The organism is Geodermatophilus sp. SYSU D00758, assembly GCF_054049955.1.
Genome location: NZ_JBJGYK010000011.1, coordinates 41,204 through 59,625 on the forward strand (window position 1 = coordinate 41,204; position 18,422 = coordinate 59,625).

16 protein-coding genes are annotated in these 18,422 nt (G+C 74.6%); 1 reads left to right on the forward strand and 15 read right to left on the reverse strand.

The window, feature by feature from the left end:
* Positions 1-81: 81 nt before the first annotated feature.
* From ACI8AC_RS10005 to ACI8AC_RS10015, 3 genes are all read right to left on the reverse strand, one after another.
* On the reverse strand, positions 82-852 hold the full coding sequence (locus ACI8AC_RS10005) for a hypothetical protein (protein WP_456897607.1): 771 nt from the start codon (positions 850-852) through the stop codon (positions 82-84).
* Between the two features lie 109 nt (positions 853-961).
* Positions 962-1,342, reverse strand: coding sequence for a superinfection immunity protein (locus tag ACI8AC_RS10010; protein ID WP_456897608.1), 381 nt, complete (start codon positions 1,340-1,342; stop codon positions 962-964).
* A 424-nt stretch (positions 1,343-1,766) separates the two neighbouring features.
* The gene (locus tag ACI8AC_RS10015) at positions 1,767-3,872 is read right to left on the reverse strand and encodes an ATP-binding cassette domain-containing protein (RefSeq protein WP_456897609.1); all 2,106 of its coding nucleotides are present in this window, start codon (positions 3,870-3,872) and stop codon (positions 1,767-1,769) included.
* A gap of 180 nt (positions 3,873-4,052) precedes the next feature.
* Between ACI8AC_RS10015 and ACI8AC_RS10020 the strand changes: the two genes are divergently transcribed.
* A complete protein-coding gene (locus ACI8AC_RS10020) occupies positions 4,053-5,039 on the forward strand; it encodes a serine/threonine-protein kinase (protein WP_456897610.1) in 987 nt (328 codons plus the stop codon).
* A gap of 31 nt (positions 5,040-5,070) precedes the next feature.
* Here the strand turns inward: ACI8AC_RS10020 and ACI8AC_RS10025 are convergent, their stop codons facing one another.
* The 12 genes from ACI8AC_RS10025 to ACI8AC_RS10080 all read right to left on the reverse strand — a co-directional run bounded on the left by ACI8AC_RS10025 (position 5,071) and on the right by ACI8AC_RS10080 (position 18,341).
* A complete protein-coding gene (locus ACI8AC_RS10025; protein WP_456897611.1) occupies positions 5,071-7,164 on the reverse strand; it encodes a serine/threonine-protein kinase in 2,094 nt (697 codons plus the stop codon).
* Positions 7,165-7,411: 247 nt separating this feature from the next.
* Positions 7,412-8,485, reverse strand: coding sequence for a hypothetical protein (locus ACI8AC_RS10030; protein ID WP_456897612.1), 1,074 nt, complete (start codon positions 8,483-8,485; stop codon positions 7,412-7,414).
* 378 nt (positions 8,486-8,863) lie between these two features.
* The gene (locus tag ACI8AC_RS10035; protein ID WP_456897613.1) at positions 8,864-9,121 is read right to left on the reverse strand and encodes a hypothetical protein; all 258 of its coding nucleotides are present in this window, start codon (positions 9,119-9,121) and stop codon (positions 8,864-8,866) included.
* A gap of 160 nt (positions 9,122-9,281) precedes the next feature.
* Positions 9,282-10,223, reverse strand: coding sequence for a PAS domain S-box protein (locus ACI8AC_RS10040; RefSeq protein WP_456897614.1), 942 nt, complete (start codon positions 10,221-10,223; stop codon positions 9,282-9,284).
* 135 nt (positions 10,224-10,358) lie between these two features.
* Complete coding sequence (locus ACI8AC_RS10045) at positions 10,359-11,174, reverse strand: SRPBCC family protein (RefSeq protein ID WP_456897615.1); 816 nt, start codon at positions 11,172-11,174, stop codon at positions 10,359-10,361.
* Positions 11,171-11,785 (reverse strand): ArsR/SmtB family transcription factor, encoded by a 615-nt coding sequence (locus tag ACI8AC_RS10050; RefSeq protein WP_456897616.1) that lies wholly within the window; start codon positions 11,783-11,785, stop codon positions 11,171-11,173. Before ACI8AC_RS10050 ends, ACI8AC_RS10045 begins: the two co-directional genes overlap by 4 nt.
* A 175-nt stretch (positions 11,786-11,960) precedes the next feature.
* Positions 11,961-13,853, reverse strand: coding sequence for a trypsin-like peptidase domain-containing protein (locus tag ACI8AC_RS10055; protein WP_456897617.1), 1,893 nt, complete (start codon positions 13,851-13,853; stop codon positions 11,961-11,963).
* Between the two features lie 16 nt (positions 13,854-13,869).
* Positions 13,870-14,712, reverse strand: a complete 843-nt coding sequence (locus ACI8AC_RS10060) for a class I SAM-dependent methyltransferase (RefSeq protein ID WP_456897618.1) — start codon at positions 14,710-14,712, stop codon at positions 13,870-13,872.
* A 12-nt stretch (positions 14,713-14,724) separates the two neighbouring features.
* Positions 14,725-14,940 (reverse strand): hypothetical protein, encoded by a 216-nt coding sequence (locus tag ACI8AC_RS10065; RefSeq protein ID WP_456897619.1) that lies wholly within the window; start codon positions 14,938-14,940, stop codon positions 14,725-14,727.
* A gap of 490 nt (positions 14,941-15,430) precedes the next feature.
* A complete protein-coding gene (locus ACI8AC_RS10070; protein WP_456897620.1) occupies positions 15,431-15,628 on the reverse strand; it encodes a hypothetical protein in 198 nt (65 codons plus the stop codon).
* A 94-nt stretch (positions 15,629-15,722) separates the two neighbouring features.
* Positions 15,723-15,911 carry a hypothetical protein gene (locus ACI8AC_RS10075; protein WP_456897621.1) on the reverse strand — a complete coding sequence of 63 codons (189 nt, stop codon included), beginning with the start codon at positions 15,909-15,911 and terminating at the stop codon, positions 15,723-15,725.
* Positions 15,912-15,977: 66 nt separating this feature from the next.
* The gene (locus tag ACI8AC_RS10080) at positions 15,978-18,341 is read right to left on the reverse strand and encodes a S8 family serine peptidase (protein ID WP_456897622.1); all 2,364 of its coding nucleotides are present in this window, start codon (positions 18,339-18,341) and stop codon (positions 15,978-15,980) included.
* Positions 18,342-18,422 lie beyond the last annotated feature (81 nt).

An 18,422-nucleotide genomic window follows, 5' to 3' on the forward strand; every position in this document is an offset into this window, starting at 1 on the left:
GCTGCCCGCCGAGCCGGGTGCGCGGCCCTGCTCCCGAGCCCGCCGGGTCGTCCGCATGGCTCCGATCGCCCCCGCCGATCGTCAACTGCCGCGCTGGTCGAAGGCCTCCAGCTCCGCGTCGCTGACGTTGCCGGAGATCCGGGCCCACGCGGCCAGCTCCGGGAGGAAGGACTGCTTGCCACCGGGCGGGGCGTCGGACGAGTCGCCGTGGACGTCCGCGACGCCGTGCTCGTTGGCCAGCCTGTGCCGGAGGTCGTCGAGGGCGTTCCGGATGCGCTTGGCGTTCACGTGCACCCCGCGTTCAGCCAGGATCCGCTCCATCTGCCTGTAGGTCGGGATCCCGGTGATGTCATCCCACCCGAGCGTGCCGGGCAAGCAGAGGGCGCACAGCAGGTCCCGCTGTCGCGGCGTGAGGTCGTCGATGCGCCGGTATCCGACCGTGGCGCTGCCCCGGTCTGCCGGTGCCCTGCTGCCGGCGCTGCGCAGGCCGAGGGGGCCGGCGTCGATGTTGATTGCGTGGCGCCGACCTCGATCCCCCCGTACCACGACGGTGACCAGGTCGTGCGGCATGGTCCCCATGAGCCTCAGCGGCGGGATCTCGAAGCCCGGGCCCGGGAAGGTGACGACCTCCAGTGGTCGCTTGTCGGACACGTTGTGGATCAGCACGCCGTCGCTCCGGCACTCCAGCCGACCGGCTGCCCGCGGTACCCGCAGGTCCTCGGGGACGTGCCCGATGCGCAGGTGGCAGGCCGATCCGCGCCCGAAGGTGAGGGCATCCCCCGGCCTCAGCACGATGCGCGTGCCGGCGCTGGACACGACGACGTGCGATCCGACCACCGGGTCGTCCACCATCTCGAGTTCCCCGTTCCGCCGTTGGTGCTCCGACTCTGGCACGTCGCTGCGTGGGCGCGTCCACCGGCGAGCGGCCCCGACGCCCCGGGGCCGCTCGCCGGGTGCGGGTCTACGCCCGCGGCGCCGGGGGTGACGTGATGCGCCGCGTGCGCGACGTCCACACCTGGCCGTCCCAGTAGCACTCGACGCCCGGTGTGCCGGGCGCCGGGTACCACCCGGGCGGCAGCATGACGGAGGGCTGGGTGATCACGGGGGGCTGCGGGACGATCACAATCGGCTCCACTCGGCTCCGAGACGCGATCGCCAGCGCCGCGACCCACCCCATGAACGTCCAGCCCAGGAACAGGTTGAGGACGACCACGGTGCCGCGGTCAGGAGCCCTGCGCAGCAGTGCGACGATCGTGGGGAGGAAGTACAGGCTGAGGGCCAGCAGGAGGACGAGCGCGATCGCGCCGCCGTCACCGCTGTCCGTGGCCGCGTATGAGTCCATCGGTAACTCCTCTCGGACGGTGGTCCTGACATCACCCATTCCGCCCTCGGGTGGCGCCGTTCCGGAGTGCGCGGACGCCCTTGCCCTCCCGAGGTGGTCGTGCTAGCCGCGGCCGCCGTCGTGGTCGGTGACGTCGTGCACGAGCAGGCCCATCGCCGCCGAGCTGAGGTCGTAGCCCCCCGCGGGGGCGTTCCTGCACCCGGTCCCGGGAGTGCCACCAGCCGTTCACCGATGGGTGCGCGGCAGCTCGTTCCCGCCGCGAGCCCGCGTCCCGTGGGTCAGTCGGCACCTGGCGGACGGGCTGTGCCGGCGTCGATGCGCGGACGCCCCGAGAGGAGGACGGTGGGACACCAGCCTTGCTCTGCGCGCGGCGGGTGGTCCGGGTGGTGCCCGGCGCCCGAAGGATGAGCGGGGAGCGGCTCGGTCAGGGGCGGACGGCGGCGCGCCGGTGGAGGACCCACCACAGGGCGAGCAGCGCGACGCTGGCCAGTCCGCCGAGCTCGAGCAGTCCGAGCGACCACGTGAGGGCGTCGCCCTCCCAGGCCGCGGGAGCCTGGGTGCCGCCTTCGAGCGTCGGTAGATCGGTGCTCGCCGCCGCCGCGGAGAACGCTGCTCGCGCGCTGACGAGCCGTGCCGCCAGGTCGAGGGCCACCATGTCATCGACCCGCACCAGCGCGCCGCACAGCAAGAGCTGGGGGACCACGACCAAGGGGGCGAGGGCAGCGGCACCGGCGCCGGACCGGGCGAGCGCCGACGCGAGCAGGGCGATGACCGACGCTGTCCAGCCGGCCAGCACGAGCGTGACGAGAACCTCCAGTCCCGGCCGGTCGAGCAGCTGACCGGCCGGCAGGTGCCGCCCGGCCATCGCGGGAACGAAGAGACCGGAGACCTGCACGAGCGCGAGTAGCGCCAGGAGGATCACCCGGGCGACGACGTAGGCCAGCGGGGACACCCCCGCGGCCAGCTCGCGGTCGAGGACCCGACGCTCGTCGACGACCTGACGGATCGCTGCGAAGGTGCCCAGCCAGGTCGCCGCGAGCACGAGGACCAGGAGCATCGTGCGGATGTCGGCGTTCGGTGCCGTGGCCGGGTCGAATCCGCCACCGTCGGGAAACAACCGCGCCAGGAGGCCGAGCACCGGCGCCTGGACGAGCAGCAGCGCGAGGCTGCCCCGGTCGGCGGCCAGCAGACGCAGGTTCCGCCCCAGCAGGGGCAGGAGCTGGTGCCTGCGAGGCCCGTGCGACGTCACCGTGGGTGCGACGGTGAGCCGGCGGGTACCGGACGCTCGGCGGGCCTGCTCCCAGCGGTCGGCCCACTGCTCGGAGGCGTCGCCGAGCTCGGCGAAGACGGTGCCGAGTCCGCGCGCACGGAAGTGGCCGGGAAGGCCGCTCGGCGCGCCTTCGTAGGCGATGCGGCCCGCCGTCACGGCCAGCACGTGGTCGGCGACGTCGACCGCTGCGGGGCTGTGGGTCACCACGACGACCGTGGTGCCGCTGTCGGCGAGTTCCTTGAGATCGCGCATGTAGGAGCGCTCCAGGTGCGGGTCGAGCCCTGAGGTGGGCTCGTCCAGCACCAGGAGGCCGGGTCGGGTCAGCAGCGCTGCGGCCGCGTTGGCTCGTTTGCGCTGGCCGCCGGACAGCCGGTCGATCCGTTGGTCACCGTGCGCGGTGAGGTGCAGCTGCCCGAGCACCCGCTCGACGGCGGCGTGTCGCTCCTCCCGGCTGGCCGTCGACGGCATGAGCAGGCGGGCGCTGGTCCGCAGGCTCGCTCGGAGGGGCAGTGAGGCGTGCAGGACGTCGTCCTGCGGGACCACGCCGATGAGCGAGCCGATCGTGCCGGCGTCGAGTTCAGCCAGGTCCGCGCCGTGGAGGAGCACCCGGCCCCGGGCCAGCGGGACATCGCCGGTGAGTGCTGCGAGCAGCGTCGACTTCCCCGCGCCGCTGGGGCCGATGACCACGCTGAGCTTGCCCGCCGGCAGGGTCGCCCGGATCCCGTGGAGCAGTTCGGCGCCGCCCCGGCGGACGACGACGTCCTCCAGCTCCACGCCGGGACGGCAAGTGGCGCCCCGGCCGATCGCCGGCCGCTGTGGTCGCCCGGCAACCAGTTCGAGCAGCACACCGCGGTCGGGGTGTCCCAGTCGGAGGTGGGTGCCGCCCCGCACCTCCAGGGACTCGAACCTCTCGCCGTGCCGGAAGGTGCCGTTGCGGCTACCGAGGTCGAGGACCCGCCACGCGCCTCCGGGGAGCGGTTCGACCCGCGCGTGGCGGGCGGAGACGCGCGGGTCGTCCACCCGGACGTCGCAGTCGGGCGAGCGCCCGATCACGCACGGTCGGCCCGCCAGTGCGAGCCGGAGGCCCGGCGGCACCGCCACGTCGGGCCCGCTCCCCCCGGTCACCGGCACCTCCCGGGCGGGGGCAGCCGCAGTGCGGCGCCGTCCTCGCTTCGGCACCGGCCCCCGGGGACGGCGATGGCGCCCGCCCCACGCGTGGACCCGTTCCCCGTGGCTGACAGCGATCGGGTTCAGTTCCATGGCAGGACTGTTGCCGCGCAGGGGACCGCAGGTCCCGGGCACCCCTGCCCGTGCCTCCGCCGGCCGCCGCCCCGGGGGTCCGGGGCGGCGGCCGGCGGAGGCACGGGCAGACCACGACCCTCGCGCCCTCGGATGGGGGAGGATGCATGCCGTCGGGCACGGGTGGCGGCTAGGGGTGGCATGGGATCGACGGGGGACCTGCCGGCGTCCATCGCCGGCTACCGGGTGGTCGCCGAGCTCGGCGCGGGTGGCATGGGGACCGTCTACCTCGTCAGGCACCCGCGGATCGGCCGGCTCGAGGCGCTGAAGGTCGTCTCCCCACAGCTGTCCGCGGATCCGGAATTCCGGGCGCGCTTCCTCCGGGAGGCCGATCTCGCGGCGTCCGTGGAAGCGCCCGGGATCGTCCCGGTCTACGACAGGGACGAGGTGGAGGGCCAGCTGTACCTCACCATGCGGTGGATCGACGGGACGGACCTCGCCCAACTGCTGCGTGCCTCACCGCGCCCCCCGGTCGGGCACGTGCTGACCGGCCTGGCCGGGGTCGCCGGTGCGCTCGACGCCGTCCACCGCGCGGGTCTGGTGCACCGCGACGTCAAGCCGGCCAACGTCCTCATCGCACGGGGACGGTTCGAGCCCCCGCCCGGGGGAGAGGTGCAGTGGTTCCTCACCGATTTCGGCATCGCCCGCAGGATCGATCAGACGACGGACCTCACCGGCCGGGCCTTCCTGGGCACCGTTCCCTACACCGCCCCGGAGCGGTTCGACGGCGCTGCAGCGACACCCGCCAGCGACATCTACGCCTTCACCTGCCTCGTCCACGAAGTGCTCCTCGGCCATCCGCCGTTCGGCCGCACCGCCGGCCAGGTCCTCGGCGCCCATGCCCGCGGGGAGCCGCCGCGGGACGACGGGCTGCCTCCCGCGGTGCGGGCCGCGCTGCGCACCGGGCTCGCGATGAGGCCGGAGGACCGCCCACCCACGGCTCTGGAACTCGTACGGTCGATGCGGAGGGCCGGCCTCGGTGGACTTCCCGCGCCGAGCCCCCCCGGCGAGGGCGCAGGGGAGGCCACTCTTCCACCGGGCGGCGCAGCCGCGGTGAGGGTCGCGGCCCGGCCCCGGCGCCCACGCAGCCGCCCGGGAGCGCACGAACCGCCGCCGTCGGACTGCTGACCGCCGACCCCGCACGGGCCGTCACGAGACCTCAGCCCGCTGTGTCCAGGACGGCCACGCTGCCCGCCGATCCCTGGGGTGCGCCCTCGGGCGGCTCCGACACGGTCACGAAGGCCTGGCCGCCGTCGGCGCGCACCACGATGCTCGTCGGTTCGTTGCCGACCGGTACGGGGACGACCTCGAGCGTCTGGAGGTCGACCACGGAGATGCTGTCGTCGTCGAGGTTGACCGTGTAGACGTGCCGCCCGTCCGGTGCGTACGCCACGTCCTGCGGGTTGCGGCCCACGGCGACCTGCTGCGGGGCCGAGAGGTCCGACGTGCGGTACAGCCAGACGTCGCTGCTGAGGAAGTTCACGACCGCGATCTGCTGACCGTCCGGGGACAGCGCGAGGCGGTGCGGCGCGGAGCCCGCGGTGATCTCGCCACCGATCGGCTGGAGGGTCTGCATGTCCCAGAGGGTGATCACGTTCGACTCGTGGTTGGCGACGTAGCCTGTCCGGCCGTCGGCGCTGAGGACGACCGAGTGGGGGTTCCGCGGCACCTCGAACCGGCCGACAGGGATGCCCTCGGCATCGAAGATCTCGACCCGGCCCTGGTCGTGCAGAGGCACGTACACCGTCGACCCGTCCGGGCTGACCGTCGGCTTGAGCGGGTAGAGGTCCACCGGTTCGTCGTGCTCGACGGTGCGGGCCGCGAGGTCCACGACCAGGAGGTGCAGATCCGTCCGCCGGTCCCGGGACGTGGTGACGTAGGCCTTCGTCCCGTCCGGGGACAGCGTCACGTACTGCGGCGGCCCCTGGCTGATGGGGATGGAGTCGACGACCGCCTGGCCGTCGATGTCGATGACCTGCAGCCTGCCGCCGTTCGCATCGGCGACGTAGGCGCGGGCGCCGTCCGGGGACAGGGCGATGTCGTGGGGGTTATCGAGCGCCTCGGTGATGGCACCGGCCAGCACCGGGGTCGGCACGCTGGGCAGGGGAGTGGCGGGGCCGGTCGTCGCCGCCGCCGCGGTGGAGCTGCTCGATGACGAGGCGGCCGACTCACCGGCGTCGGCGTCGTCCCCCACGTCGGTCAGGTAGAGGACCGAGAGCACGAGGACGGTGACCAGCACCAGCACACCGGCGGCGACCAGCGCGGTCCGGCGCGGGGCGCCGAGTGGCGATGCGTCGGTTCCGCCCGCGGGTCCCGCGCCCCTCGCGGGTACCGGTGGCCGGTCGTGCCAGGGAGCCGTCGCGGAGGCATCCAGTGCCGACGGGCCGCCGACGCGCGAGCCCGCTCCGGACGAGGCCGGTCCCGGCCGGTGGGCTTGCAGCGCCTCCATCGCGGCGGCGACGAGGGCCCCAGCGGTCGGGAACCGGTCGGTGGGGTCCTTGGCCATCCCGCGAGCCACCACGTCATCCATCCCCGGTGGGATGTCCGGGACCACCGAGGTCAGCCTGGGTGGGTCCAGGCTGACGTGGGCGTAGAGGAGGGCCGGCAGCTCCTCGCCGCGGAACGGGGGTGCCCCGGTCAGGCACTCGACCAGCACGCAGGTGAGTGAGTAGAGATCGGTCCGGGCGTCGAACTCCCGCCCGAGAAAACGCTCGGGGGCCATGTACTGCAGGGTGCCGATGGCCACGCCGGTTCCGGTGAGCGCCGTGTTGCTCGTGCCGTGCGCGCGGGCGATGCCGAAGTCGACGACGTAGAGGAAGTCCTGCGGCGTGACCAGCATGTTGGACGGCTTGACGTCCCGGTGGACCAGCTCCTCAGCGTGCGCGGCGTCGAGCGCCGCCGCGGCCTGGGCGACCAGTGCGACCGCCCGCTCGGGCGCCAGCGGGCCGCTTCGGCGGAGCAGCTGGTGCAGGTCACTGCCAAGCACCAGACGCATCTCGATGAACGGCCGGCCCTCTATCGTTCCGTAGGAGTGCACCGGGATGACGTGGGGCTCGCTGAGCTGCGCGGTGATCCGGGCCTCCCGCTCGAACCGGGCCATGAACTCCCGGTCCGCGCCCAGGCTCTCCGGCAGCAATTTGACCGCGACCCGGCGATCGTGGTGCCGGGCGTCGCGAGCGAGGTAGACCTCGCCCATCGACCCGGTCCCGAGCAGTTGCTCGAACTCGTACGGCCCGAGCCGTCGTGGCCTCATCGCTCCCCCGCGGCGGCCTGGGGCAGGACCTGCGCCCGTCGGTGGTCCCGTGCTGCCCGCGGGGGCCACGGGGACCTGCGTCCGGCCAGAGGCTAGCCGTTGGATCGCCGGAACGCAGGGCCGCGGCTCCTGCGCGGCCGAGGCAGATGAATGCGGACCGTCCGGTCCACCGGGGGGAACCGAGCGAAAGTGCGGAGCGATGCGTGGGAGGGGTGGCGCCACGACGTGCAGCGCCACCCCTCCGGCCTCAGCCCCTCAGGCAGACCAGGTGGAACGAGCTGCCTTCGAAGGTGCGGGACGTGGTGGGGGCGGAGCCGACCTCGATGTGCTGGTGGAACTCGCATCCCCCCAACCTCCGCCATTCCCGCGGACCCCAGCTCGTGACCGACCGCCAGTAGACGGCCTCACCGCTACGGGCGAGATTCGCGCCGTGCGCTGCGGCAGCGAAGTAGCGGGCGGCCTGCCCGCAGCTGTCGTCGGCGTTCAGGTATCGGGCCGTCAGCCTGCCGGCCTCCCCGGCCAACTGGCCGATCGGCAGGCCGCCGACCCTAATCTTCTTCGCCAGGTCCGGCACCACGGTGCTGGCGGTGCAGGTGAAAGCGGAAGCGGCGCCCAGGTCCAGGAGCTGCTCCACCCATGCGTCGTTCGACGCCGCCGGCACCATGATCGCGTTCGACGACGGCCTCCCCGCACAGATCGTGTCGAGGCGCCGCTGGTACTCGGGGCTGGCGAGCACGCTCGTCACGAGCCGATTCCACGGCCGGCCGTCGAGCAGTGACCGGTGGTGGGCTTGCCAACTCTCTGCGTCCGGGATCCGGTCGAGGAGTCCGGCGTACAGGCTGTTGACCCTGCGCTCGGGTGTGTCGAGGTACCTGCCCGCCTCGGCACTGGTGGCGATCCTGTACGAGGCGGTCAGGACCCCCTGGCGGCAGTCGCGGTCGATCAGCGAACCGAGGTCCTCCAGCTCGGCGGGGTCCGGGTCGCGCCCGACATGATGGATGTACAAGGCCGCGACCTCCCCACGGCCGTCGGCCGCGCGGCCGTCGGTGGCCTGCGCAGCTCCGGTTCCCGAACCGATCGCGAGGCTCACGGCGAGGACACCGGCCCCGACGACCCGCACGGCCCGGCTGCGCCAGCTCATGGCGGACGGCATTCCGGTGTCCTCGGGCGCATCCGGTCGGGTCCGGTTCCTGCCGACCGGGGCGGTCGCGGGCGTAGTGCTGCTCTGCCGGCAGGTGCTCCCGGGCCCGAGCTGGGACGCCCCGAGGCGTTCCCCGGGGATGCCGGGCAGACGGTGGTGGAGGGCGCGGTCGAGCTTCACGGGTTCGCTCCTCGGGGATCGAGTGCACTGGTGGGTGGGCGTCCAGTCGACCAGCGACCGGTCCTCGTCCCAGGTGCTGCGCTGCCCTTGACGACGCAGGCCTGGCCGTGCTCGATCGCTGCATGGGGGGTCGTCACCCGGCCGCGGCTCCGCGCTCGCCTGCGCCCCCCTCGGGCCAGGAGGGAACATGGCGACGAGACTCCTCTGGGTGTTGCGAGGCGTCCCAGAGCATCCGGTGAGCGGTCGACCTCGACCTGATCACCGCCGTCGGCGCGCCGTCCCACGCACCCCCGCCCTAGCGCCTGCAACCTCCATGGGTTGCTGACCCAAGTCCACCGCTAGCTGTACCCGGCCAGGACGTCGGTACGGGCGTGCGGATCAGGAGCCGAGCAGCTCGCAGGTCCGGCACCGGGCGCCGGTGACCACGTCGCACCAAGGCATGGGCAGCCGTTCCAGCTGCTGCTGGGCGAACAGCTCGCACAACGAGGCGCCGTCCCCGTCGACGAGGTGGAGGCGACGGTCCGGGGAGCCCTCGCCGGTCGTCCGGGCGACCGGGAACGGGGTGGGGAGGGGGTCGGCGGTCCCGGTGGCCTGGCGGTCGACCAGGACGGTCAGGAGGGAGACGGGGTCAGGCATCGGGCGTTCCGCTTCGCAGCTGCTGCGTGGCGTCGCCGTGGACCGGAGCGACCGGGTTCCGCCGGGGACCGGGGCGGAGGGCCGCGGGGCGGCCGATCACCACGGTAGTCGCCCCGCCGACGCCGGGCCACGCGGCGGGCGTGCCGTCCGGAGCCCGGGCTCAGGGGGACAGCCCGAGGGTGACGACCGCGGTCGCGACGTCCTGCAGGGACGCGTTGTGGTCGCGGGCGTGCTTGCGCAGGACCTGGAACGCCTCCTCCACGGAGGTCCCGCGGCGCTCGGCCAGCATGCCCTTGGCCTGCTCGATGACGACCCGCGAGGTCAGCGCGGTCTCCAGCTGCTCGTTGAGCTCGGCCAGCCGCTCCTGCGCCCGCCGACGCTCGGTGACGTCCCGGATGTTGCAGATCCGTCCCCGGACCGCGGGGTCGTCGAGCAGGTCGGTCACGACCATCTCGACCCAGCGCCAGGAGCCGTCCGGGCAGCGGAACCGGCACTCCGGCGAGGGGGGCTCGTCGTGCCGCTCCCGGGCGGGCGGCCGCAGGACGACCGCCCGGTCGTCGGGGTGCACGAGGTCCCACAGGCGCACCCCGAGGGCGCTCTCCTCCGACCAGCCGAACAGCCGGGTGAAGGCCGGGCTGGCGAACGTGACGGCCCCGCTGCGGGACATGACCAGGACCGCGTCCGACGAGCGGGCCAGCAGCGGGCGCAGCGCGGAGCCGAGGTCGGTGGACACCCCCGCGATGCCCACCAGGCGACCGTCGTCGTCCCGCACGCCGACGTCGGTCACGAGCGCGGAGAAGGTCGACCCGTCCTTGCGGACGACGGTGAAGCCGCCCGACCAGGGCCTGCCCTCGCGCACCGACCGCATGATCTCGTCCCCCTGCTCCTGCCCCGCCTCGGGAACCGTCACCTCCGCGATGTCGCGGCCCAGGATCTCCTCGGCGGTCCAGCCGTACAGCCGCTCGGCGGCGTCGTTCCACCGGACGATGCGGCCGTCGAGGTCGGTCACGATGACCGCGTGCCCCAGGGTGCGCAGCAACCGCTCGGCGGCCGCCCAGTCGCCGGCCACCCCACCGGAGGCGGGGTCCCCGTCATGAGCCACGCGTCACCACCCGACCGCGCCGGAGGGCCGGGCGCTGCTGCCCGAGGAGAGCGTGACGCCACCGTCCGGGACCGGCAAACCGGGGACCCGTCCGCGGCGGCCGGCCACCCCGAGCCGGTCGGCGGTCCCGGGGCGTCAGGTCAGCGGGGAGAAGCCGGGCAGGTGCCGGCCCAGCCACGCCGTCCAGCGCGGGGCCTCCCGGGCGGCGGCCTCCGGCCCGCCCGCGCCGAACAGGTGAGCCCGCACGGCGACGGTGGTGCCGCCGTAGGAGAACGCCGCCACCTCGAGGATGCCGGGGTGCGGCCGCTCGACGTGGAGGGTGACGCCGCGGGGCTCGGCCTCCACCACCGTCCCCGTGGTCCGCGGCGCTCCGCCGTCCAGGTCGACCCGGTCGCCGGGGGAGACACCGGCCAGGCCGAGCGCCGACAGCAGGTCGCGCCCGGCCTCGTCGGCGGACCGGCCGGGCAGCGTGCCGAAGGCCGCCATCGACGCCACCGGCAGCCCCCGGAAGTGCGTCAGCACCACCCGGAGCGCGCGCAGCGCGCCGCGCCACCCCTCGTCGGTGCCCTCCAGCTGCTCCTCCCAGCCCTCCCCGCCGGTGAAGAACCCGCTCACCAGCCGCACGACGCACGTGCCCCCATCGCGCGACTCGACGAGCAGCTCGGTCGCCCACGGCGGGGCGCCGGGGGCGTCGGGGTCCCAGCCCCGCTCCTCGTAGGCGAAGCGGTACGGGGGCTGCCAGGCGGTCACCACCCCCTCGGAGCTGCCGAACGGGCCGTGGTGGGTCACTATCCGCCCGCCCTCGCGCTCCTCGACCTCGGCCGGGACGAACCAGGTCGAGATGCCGGGCCCGGTGGCGATCGCCCGCCACACCTCCTCGGGGTCACCCGGGACCTCGGTCTCGTGGGCGGAGACGCGGGCGGTCGGGTCGTCGGGGTCGTAGCGGGTCACGGCTGCTCCTCGTCGGGCGGGCCGACGGCGGCGTCGGCGGGAACGGGGTGGACGGCGAGGACGACGCGCTGCCACCGGCCGTCGGCGGCGTCCTCGTCGTGGTAGCGGGCGACGAGCCGGGTCACCGCCTCGGCGAGCTGCTCGGCGAACGCCGCGCGGTCGGCGGGCGTGGCGAAGCGGACATCGGCGTCCAGGGCGAGGACCGGGAGCGCCGTGCCGGTGCGGCGGGCCCGCGCGGCCATGCCGCCGACCTCGCGCACGACCCGCCCGGCCAGCGCGAGCAGGTACGCCGCGGAGAGGCGGTCCCGCGTGGCCGGCCGGTCGGCGGCCGCGGTGCCCAGCGCCTCTGGGGACACCAGGTAGCCGGCCGCCGTGGCCGACAGCAGCCGTTCGGTGAGGCCGCCCCAGCGCCGGATGCCGGAGGGCTCGACCAGCCCGTGCTCCTCCAGCTTGCGGAGGTGGTAGTTGACCTTCTGCCGGCTCAGGCCGACGCGCTCGGCCAGGCCGGCCGCGGAGGCCGGCGTGCGCAGCTCGGCGAGCAGCCGCGCGCGGACGGGGTCGAGGGCCGCGGCGGCGGCCGCCGGGTCGGCGATGACGTCGAGGTCCTGCACGGCTCCACCGTCATCCTGACAAAGAACCTTGTCAAGCTTCGCCCGGTGGCCTTGCGGCCGGTCACCCGAGGTGCGGCTACGTCACCCGGTCCCGGCCGTGCTCCGGCGCCGGCACGGGAGGGCGAACGCCTGCTCGTCGACGACCGTGCCCGTCACGAGGGTCGCCGCCACGCCCTCACTCCTCCCAGTCCACGAGGTTGTCGAAGACCCGGCGCGAGATCCGCGTACCGGAGTTCGTGGTCGGCCCCCCGTAGGCGTGGATCGCCACCGCGACGCGGTCGTCCCCCTCGACGACGTAGACGGGACCACCGCTCTGGCCGCCCGCCGTGTCGAGGTCGTAGTGCACCTTGGACGGGGCGGTGGTCGCCACCGTCCGGGAGTCGTACCAGAGCGTCCCGGGAGGCTGGTCGCCCGGGTAGCCGGAGACGTTCACCAACCCGCCGAGCAGTTCGTCGTCGGACCGGACGGCGAAACCGAGGGTCCCGACGGTGTCGCCGAGGGGGGTGGGGACGACGACGGCGCCGTAGTCGAAGTTCTCGTCGCCGTGCTGGGCCCAGCCGCGGACGGTCCAGAACCGGGTCGCCGTCGCCGCCCCGAACGGCAGGTGGGTGCCGTTGCGACCGGGCATCACCTGGATGCTCAGCACCCAGCCGTTGCGGGCGGCCACCGGGCTGTTCGTGATGAAGACGCAGTGACCGGCGGTCACCAGGGTGCGGGGGCTGACGAACCAGCCCGTGCCGATCCACTGCGAGCCGTCCCGAGCGGTGATGAGCAGCGACGCGTGCGCCGACCAGGGATAGCGGGCGGTGTCGTCGACCTGGACCCGGTCGTCCAGGCCGTGCACCGTCTCCAGCGGCGTGCCGGGTTCGGCCAGGCCGAGGTACGAGGCGGCGCCGATGTCGGGCAGCACGACGTCCGGGGCGGTCACCTCGGTCGTCCCCGGGCCCTCGGGACGGGGGACGGCCTCCCGGCCGTCGGGTGTGGTCGGCGCTGCCCCGACCCGTCCCCGCGTGCCGGGTGCGAGCAGCTCCGCCACGCCGCCGTCCTCGTCGGGGACCAGGTTCGTGACGGCGGCGTGCAGGTCCTGCTCGTCCAGCCGGCGGCCCCCCTCCGGTCCCCGGGGTCCACCGCGACGCCGGTGCGCACCGTCCACGGCGGCGTGCACGACCTGCTGGACGACGGCCGCCCGCAGGTACTCGCCGGCGCCGTGGTGATTCTCGCTGTCGTTGCGGACGATGTAGTCGCGCACCCGACCGGCGGGCCGGTACTCGTCCCGCACGGTCTCGTCCAGGGCCACCAGGTCCCGGGTGTCGCAGGCGTTGACCCAGTGGTCGACGACCCGGGGGACCTCCAGCGGCTGGACCACGACGTCCTGGATCTCGGTGATGCCGAGCGGGGACCCGAGGGTGACGAGCAGCGGGACGTCGAGGCGGGACCCCCGCCAGGCCCGGAGGACGTCGTAGGCGACGACCGAGCCCAGGCTGTGACCGATGACGACCACCGGACCGTCGAGGTCCTGCAGCGCCTCCTGGACGCGTGCCCGGATGGCCCGGCCCTGACCGCCGAAGAAGTAGGCGTGGACGTCCTGGAGCGTCCGCTCGACCAGTGCGCGGAAGACGGCTTGCCGGATGGGCCGCGGAGCCGGGAACGCCTCGGTGGGCGAGGCCGGCAGCATGGGCTCATCGGCCGCGAGCGCGTCGGCGGTGTAGGCCATGCGCCGTCCCCAGGCCGTCAGCCGGGGGTCGGTCGTCGCGGCCCCGCCCGCCTCGGTCACCCCCGTCGCCCCGGCGAGGCCCGCGAGGGTCGCCGCCAGGAAGGCCTCGGCGTCCTCGGGCGGGGACCAACCCGGGCGTCCGTCCGTCGTCGCCGGTGCCGCGAACACCTCTTCCACGTCACCGGAGGACGTCGATTCCTGCAGCGGCGCGGGGTAGCGGAGGTCCGCCCAGTAGGCCATCCGGGAGCGGGTCCCGAGGTCGCTGCCGAAGAGGGCCCGGTCCCAACGCCGCTTCAGCGGCGCACTAGCGATCTTGTTGCCGATGCCGTGCACGTACAGGACCGGGACGTCCACGGTGCCTCCTCCGGTGTCAGGACGTGCGGCCCTTCCGCACGACCGCGTGCAGGACGTCGGCGCGCACCTGCGTGACCCGCCGCTGCCGCATGCGGCGGAGGAACGTCGTGCGCACGCGCTCGGCTGTGGCGGGTCCCATGACGTCGAGCAGGAGCCGGTAGCCCGAGCCGAGGACGACGGCCCAGAAGTCCGGTCCGTCCATGGGGTGGACCACGGACTCCTCGACGACGGCCGGCCGGGCCACCTGCGCGTCGGCGAACACCTGGGCGAGCCGGTCGGGTGTGTTGATCCTGGCCCACGACAGCGTCGCCGAGCGGACGTCCAGCCTGCGGCAGCAGCCCGCCACCGCGTCGAGGTAGAGCGACTGCGCCGGCTCGAGGACCCGGCGACCCCACGTGGTGACGACGAGCCTCCCGCCGGGGCGCAGGACCCGCCACAGGCCCGTCACCGCCGCCGGGAGATCGACGGCGAAGTACAGGCCGAAGGCGCAGAGGACCACGTCGGCGCTCTCGTCCGCGACGGCGAGGTGCTCGAGGTCCCCCGCGACGAACCGGGCGTTCCCCAGGCCCTGCGAGACGGCCTTGGTCCGCGCGCGCTCGAGCTGCCGCACGGCCAGGTCGATGCCGACCACGCGCCCCGCAGGGCCGGCCCGCCCTGCCGCCGGTAGGGCGGAGGCGCCGGTCCCGCAGCACACGTCGAGCACCCGCGAGCCCGGGACGACGTCGGCCAGCTCCACCATCCGCCGCCCGAACCGCTCCCAGAAGAACAGGGCAGCGGCGTCGAAGCCGGGGGTGGCCGCGTCGAACGTCGTCCGGACGAGCGCCTTCCGCTCCCTCTCCTGCGCCGGCGCCTCGAGCACCGCTGGGCCGCCTCAGAAGTAGCCGCCCCTGCCGAGGCAGCGGCTCGCACCGCGGGGCGGCAGGGAGTAGCAGACGGCGGTGCGGGACTCGACGTACACCGGGACGTGCCCGGGGTCGCCGGGGAGCGGGCCGGCCGGGTCGCCGTAGTACCGGCGGACGATGAACAGGAGAGGTCCGGAGCCCTCGGGAGGCACGCGGACGTCCTGCGCGAAGGGCTCGATGGGCACCGACCGGTCCACCGGGCCGTACACCGGCACCGGTCGTCCGGCCCCGGCCGGTCGGGTGGTCTCCCGCGGTCGTGCAGCAGGGCCCCGCTCCATCCGACCGGCGGCGGCCAGCCCGAGGGCGGCCACCGCGGCCGGCGACGGCTCGATGCGTGCGTACTCGTACCGAGGGCCGGGGCGGGGGCGCGGCGACCCGTCGCCACCGCCGCCTCCGGGCGGGGGGACGCCGGGGGGGCCTGCCTGCGCGGGGGTACCCGTCGGCGCTTCGTCGCCCGGCGCCTGGGGTGGGCCGCCCTGCGCCGCCCCCGTGCCCGGCGGGAGGTCCCCGTCCCGGTCCTGCTTCCCGTCCCGCTTGCGTCCCTTGGGTGGGGCCATGCCGGCTCCTCCTCCACTCGCGCTGATGACTCGATGCTGCGCGGGAGCGGGTCGCACCGGGAGGGGACTCCCGGTGCGACCCGTCCTGCGCGCGGCGACGGCCGTGTCAGGTACCGGACTAGATCCCGAGCGAGCCCAGGATCGGCGCTCCGACGCGCACCACGTCACCGACCGTGCTGACCACGTTGCGGATGTCGTCGAGCCAACCCGATGCCTCGACGCCCGACCCGCTCATCGCTCCGCCGACCGGCGAGCGGTACACCGGCGGCGCCTGGATCGGGAGGCAGAGCGACGCACCTCCGGACTTCTTGTCCATGGTTCCCTCCCCTCAGCAGCTCGCAGTTGCTCGTGCCTGGCGTCGCAGCGCCAGCTCGGTGGCCCGCGAGGGCGCGGCCGCGCCCGGGGGCGCGTCAGATCCCGTACAGGACCGCGTAGCACATCTGCTGGGCCAGCCCGCTGAGCCCTTCGCACGAGTTCTGCGCGGCGACCACCCCGGAATCGTTCCGGCCGGACCCCTGGGGCCGGGCCGCGACCAGCGCGCGCGGCACCGGGGGCGCCTGCACGGGTGGCAGGTTGCCTCTCGGGCGGCGGTACTCCATGGCCTTCCTCCTCGTCGACCGGTCGGTCTGCTCCTGCGGGGCGACGTCCTGCCGCCCCCCGCTCCATCAGGTGGTGAGGTAGGTGTGCTCGGGGGCCAGGGAGGCCGGCAGCACGTCGTTGACGTCGATCGTGAACTGGTAGACCGACTTGGCGCGGCGGTCGTTCTCCGGGCTGAACCACTTGACCTTGACGTCCCAGCAGTCGGAGTCGATGCGGCAGTACGGGCTCTTGACGACCTCGATGCGGTCGAGGGTGAAGATCTCGTTCTCCGCGCCTGCGACGTTCATGCGACCGGTGATGATGCCGCCGGCGATGCCCGCTCCGAACTGGTAGGCGTTGGTCACCGCGAAGTTGAGCGCGCGGTCGGCCGGGCTCTGCCCCAGGTTGCGGCACTCGAAGTACACCTTGTCCAGGAAGGCGCGGATCATCCGCCGCACGTGCGCCTCGTCGAAGGGGGCGGGGGCGTCCGGCGGGTGAGCCTGCCGCAGCGCCTCGACGACGCGGTTGAGCAGCTGGGTCTCGTTCCAGGTGTACATACCGCGGCGCTGGGCGCAGACGACCGGGACCTCCTGACCGGAGAACAGCGTGACCGTCCGACCCGTCAGGACGCCGGGGATGGAGACCCGGGAGACGTAGTCGTCGTCGTCCTTGGGCAGGGCCTCGTTCCGCAGGGCCGACCGGAAGAGCTCGTAGACGTACTCCGGGTAGTACGGCTCCGCCTCGACCGCGTAGATCGGCGTCAGGTCGAGGTTCAGGGTCCAGATGACCTTGTTCGACTCGTGCGGGTTGTCGTCGAGGTAGTCGGTGAGCTGGAAGACGTCGTAGGGGTTGGCCTCGACGTGGACGTCGACGCCGCTCTCCCCCTCGCCGCGGCGGACCACATCGGGCATCAGCTGCCGGAAGGTGTCCCGGCGGGTCTCCGTGCCGAAGTCGAACCCGATGGTGCCGAGCGCGTAGACGAAGGGCGGCCGCCCGAGGCCCGTCCGCGACGGCGTCATCGAGCAGGTGCAGCCCCCGGAGCCACCGCAGCCGCAGCCGTCCGACGGGACCGGCACGGGGACCGGCTCCGGCGCCGGGACGGCGACCGGCACGGCCGTCGTCGCCGTGACGGGGACCGGGTACGGCGTGGCGGAGGCGGTCGCGCCGGTGGCGGGAACGGTCCCGCCCGGCCCCCAGGGCACCGGGGCGGCCACCACGTAGACCGGGCCCGCGGTCTGCTGGGGAGCGATCCCGGTCAGGTGCGCTGCCGGCACGCCGGGCGCGGTACCGGTCACGGGGGCGGGCAGCAGCGGGGTCGGTGCCCGTTCGGGCGGCACCGGGGTGCCGGGGGGACCGGCTGCGGGGACGGCGCCCGGCCACGGCACGGCGGCCGGCCAGGGGGAGGCGGCCGGCCAGGGGGAGGCGGCCGGCCACGGGGAGGCGGCCGGGACCGGCGCGGTGCCGGCCTGGTACGGCACGGCGACACCGGGTGCACCGGTGGACGGGGAGGTCGTCTGCCCGTCACCGGGCGCCCCGCTCGCGTGCTGATCGGGGGCAGCGTTGAGGTCTGACACTGTCGTCGTCCCTTCCTGCAGTACGGAGGCGTAGGCCTGTCGGACGTCGAGGACGCCTGCGAGGTAGCGCTCGCAGTCGCGCTCCTCCGTCGGCACGCACGGGGCCGCGGAGCGGAGGAGGGCCGCGCGGACGGCGAGGGGGTCCAGCCGGCCGAGCCGGCGCAGCTGCAGGCTCAGGAGCAGAGCGGCCACCCCGGTCACCAGGGGCGTCGCGAAGCTCGTCCCCGACAGCTCCGCCGTCCCCCCACCCGGGACCGCCCCGGTCACCCCCTCGCCCGGGGCGAGGAGACCGTTCCGGCGGTAGGGGGTTCCCCAGTTGCTGCTGCCCAGCGGGCGCCCGTCCCGGCCCAGGGCACCGACCGCGAGGACGGTGGGCAGCGCGGCCGGGACGTGCACGCACGCGCAGCCGTCGTTGCCCGCGGCGGCCACGACGAGCACACCGTCGTCCTCGCACCGCTGGAGCGCCCGCCGCAGCAGCGGGTCGGCGTCCTCGGCGGAGGCGCGCTCGCCCCCGCTGATGTTGATGACGTGGGCGCCGGCGAGCACGGCCTGCTCGACGGCGCGCGCGAGGTCCAGCTGGGGGAGCCGGCCCTCCCGCTGGTCCCGGAAGACCGGCACCAGCACCCCCTGGCACCCCGGGGCCACCCCGGCCACCGGCCCCCCGGGTTGCCCGAGGACGACGCTGGTGACGTGGGTCCCGTGCCGGGACATGCGGCCCGCTCCCGCCCGGTCGTGCACCAGGGTGTCGACAGCCTCGAGCCGGGCGCCGGCGAAGCAGGGGTGCGTGACGTCGACCGGCCCGTCCAGCACCGCGACCCGGACGGCGGGCACGCCCACCGTCTCGGCCTGCAGCATCGCCAGGCCTGGTACGAGCATCGCTGGCTGCATGGGACTGCTTTCCGGAGGCCGGTCGGCATGGCGGGCCGAGGTCAGGGTCGAGAGCCGGTGGGGGGCGCG

What these genes read in the sequence shown, in the direction of transcription:
- ACI8AC_RS10005 (WP_456897607.1), bottom strand. Translation starts at nt 852, where the DNA reads ATGGTGGACGACCCGGTGGTCGGATCGCACGTCGTCGTGTCCAGCGCC.
- ACI8AC_RS10010 (WP_456897608.1), bottom strand. Translation starts at nt 1,342, where the DNA reads ATGGACTCATACGCGGCCACGGACAGCGGTGACGGCGGCGCGATCGCG.
- ACI8AC_RS10015 (WP_456897609.1), bottom strand. Translation starts at nt 3,872, where the DNA reads ATGGAACTGAACCCGATCGCTGTCAGCCACGGGGAACGGGTCCACGCG.
- ACI8AC_RS10020 (WP_456897610.1), top strand. Translation starts at nt 4,053, where the DNA reads ATGGGATCGACGGGGGACCTGCCGGCGTCCATCGCCGGCTACCGGGTG.
- ACI8AC_RS10025 (WP_456897611.1), bottom strand. Translation starts at nt 7,164, where the DNA reads ATGAGGCCACGACGGCTCGGGCCGTACGAGTTCGAGCAACTGCTCGGG.
- ACI8AC_RS10035 (WP_456897613.1), bottom strand. Translation starts at nt 9,121, where the DNA reads ATGCCTGACCCCGTCTCCCTCCTGACCGTCCTGGTCGACCGCCAGGCC.
- ACI8AC_RS10070 (WP_456897620.1), bottom strand. Translation starts at nt 15,628, where the DNA reads ATGGACAAGAAGTCCGGAGGTGCGTCGCTCTGCCTCCCGATCCAGGCG.
- ACI8AC_RS10075 (WP_456897621.1), bottom strand. Translation starts at nt 15,911, where the DNA reads ATGGAGTACCGCCGCCCGAGAGGCAACCTGCCACCCGTGCAGGCGCCC.
- ACI8AC_RS10080 (WP_456897622.1), bottom strand. Translation starts at nt 18,341, where the DNA reads ATGCTCGTACCAGGCCTGGCGATGCTGCAGGCCGAGACGGTGGGCGTG.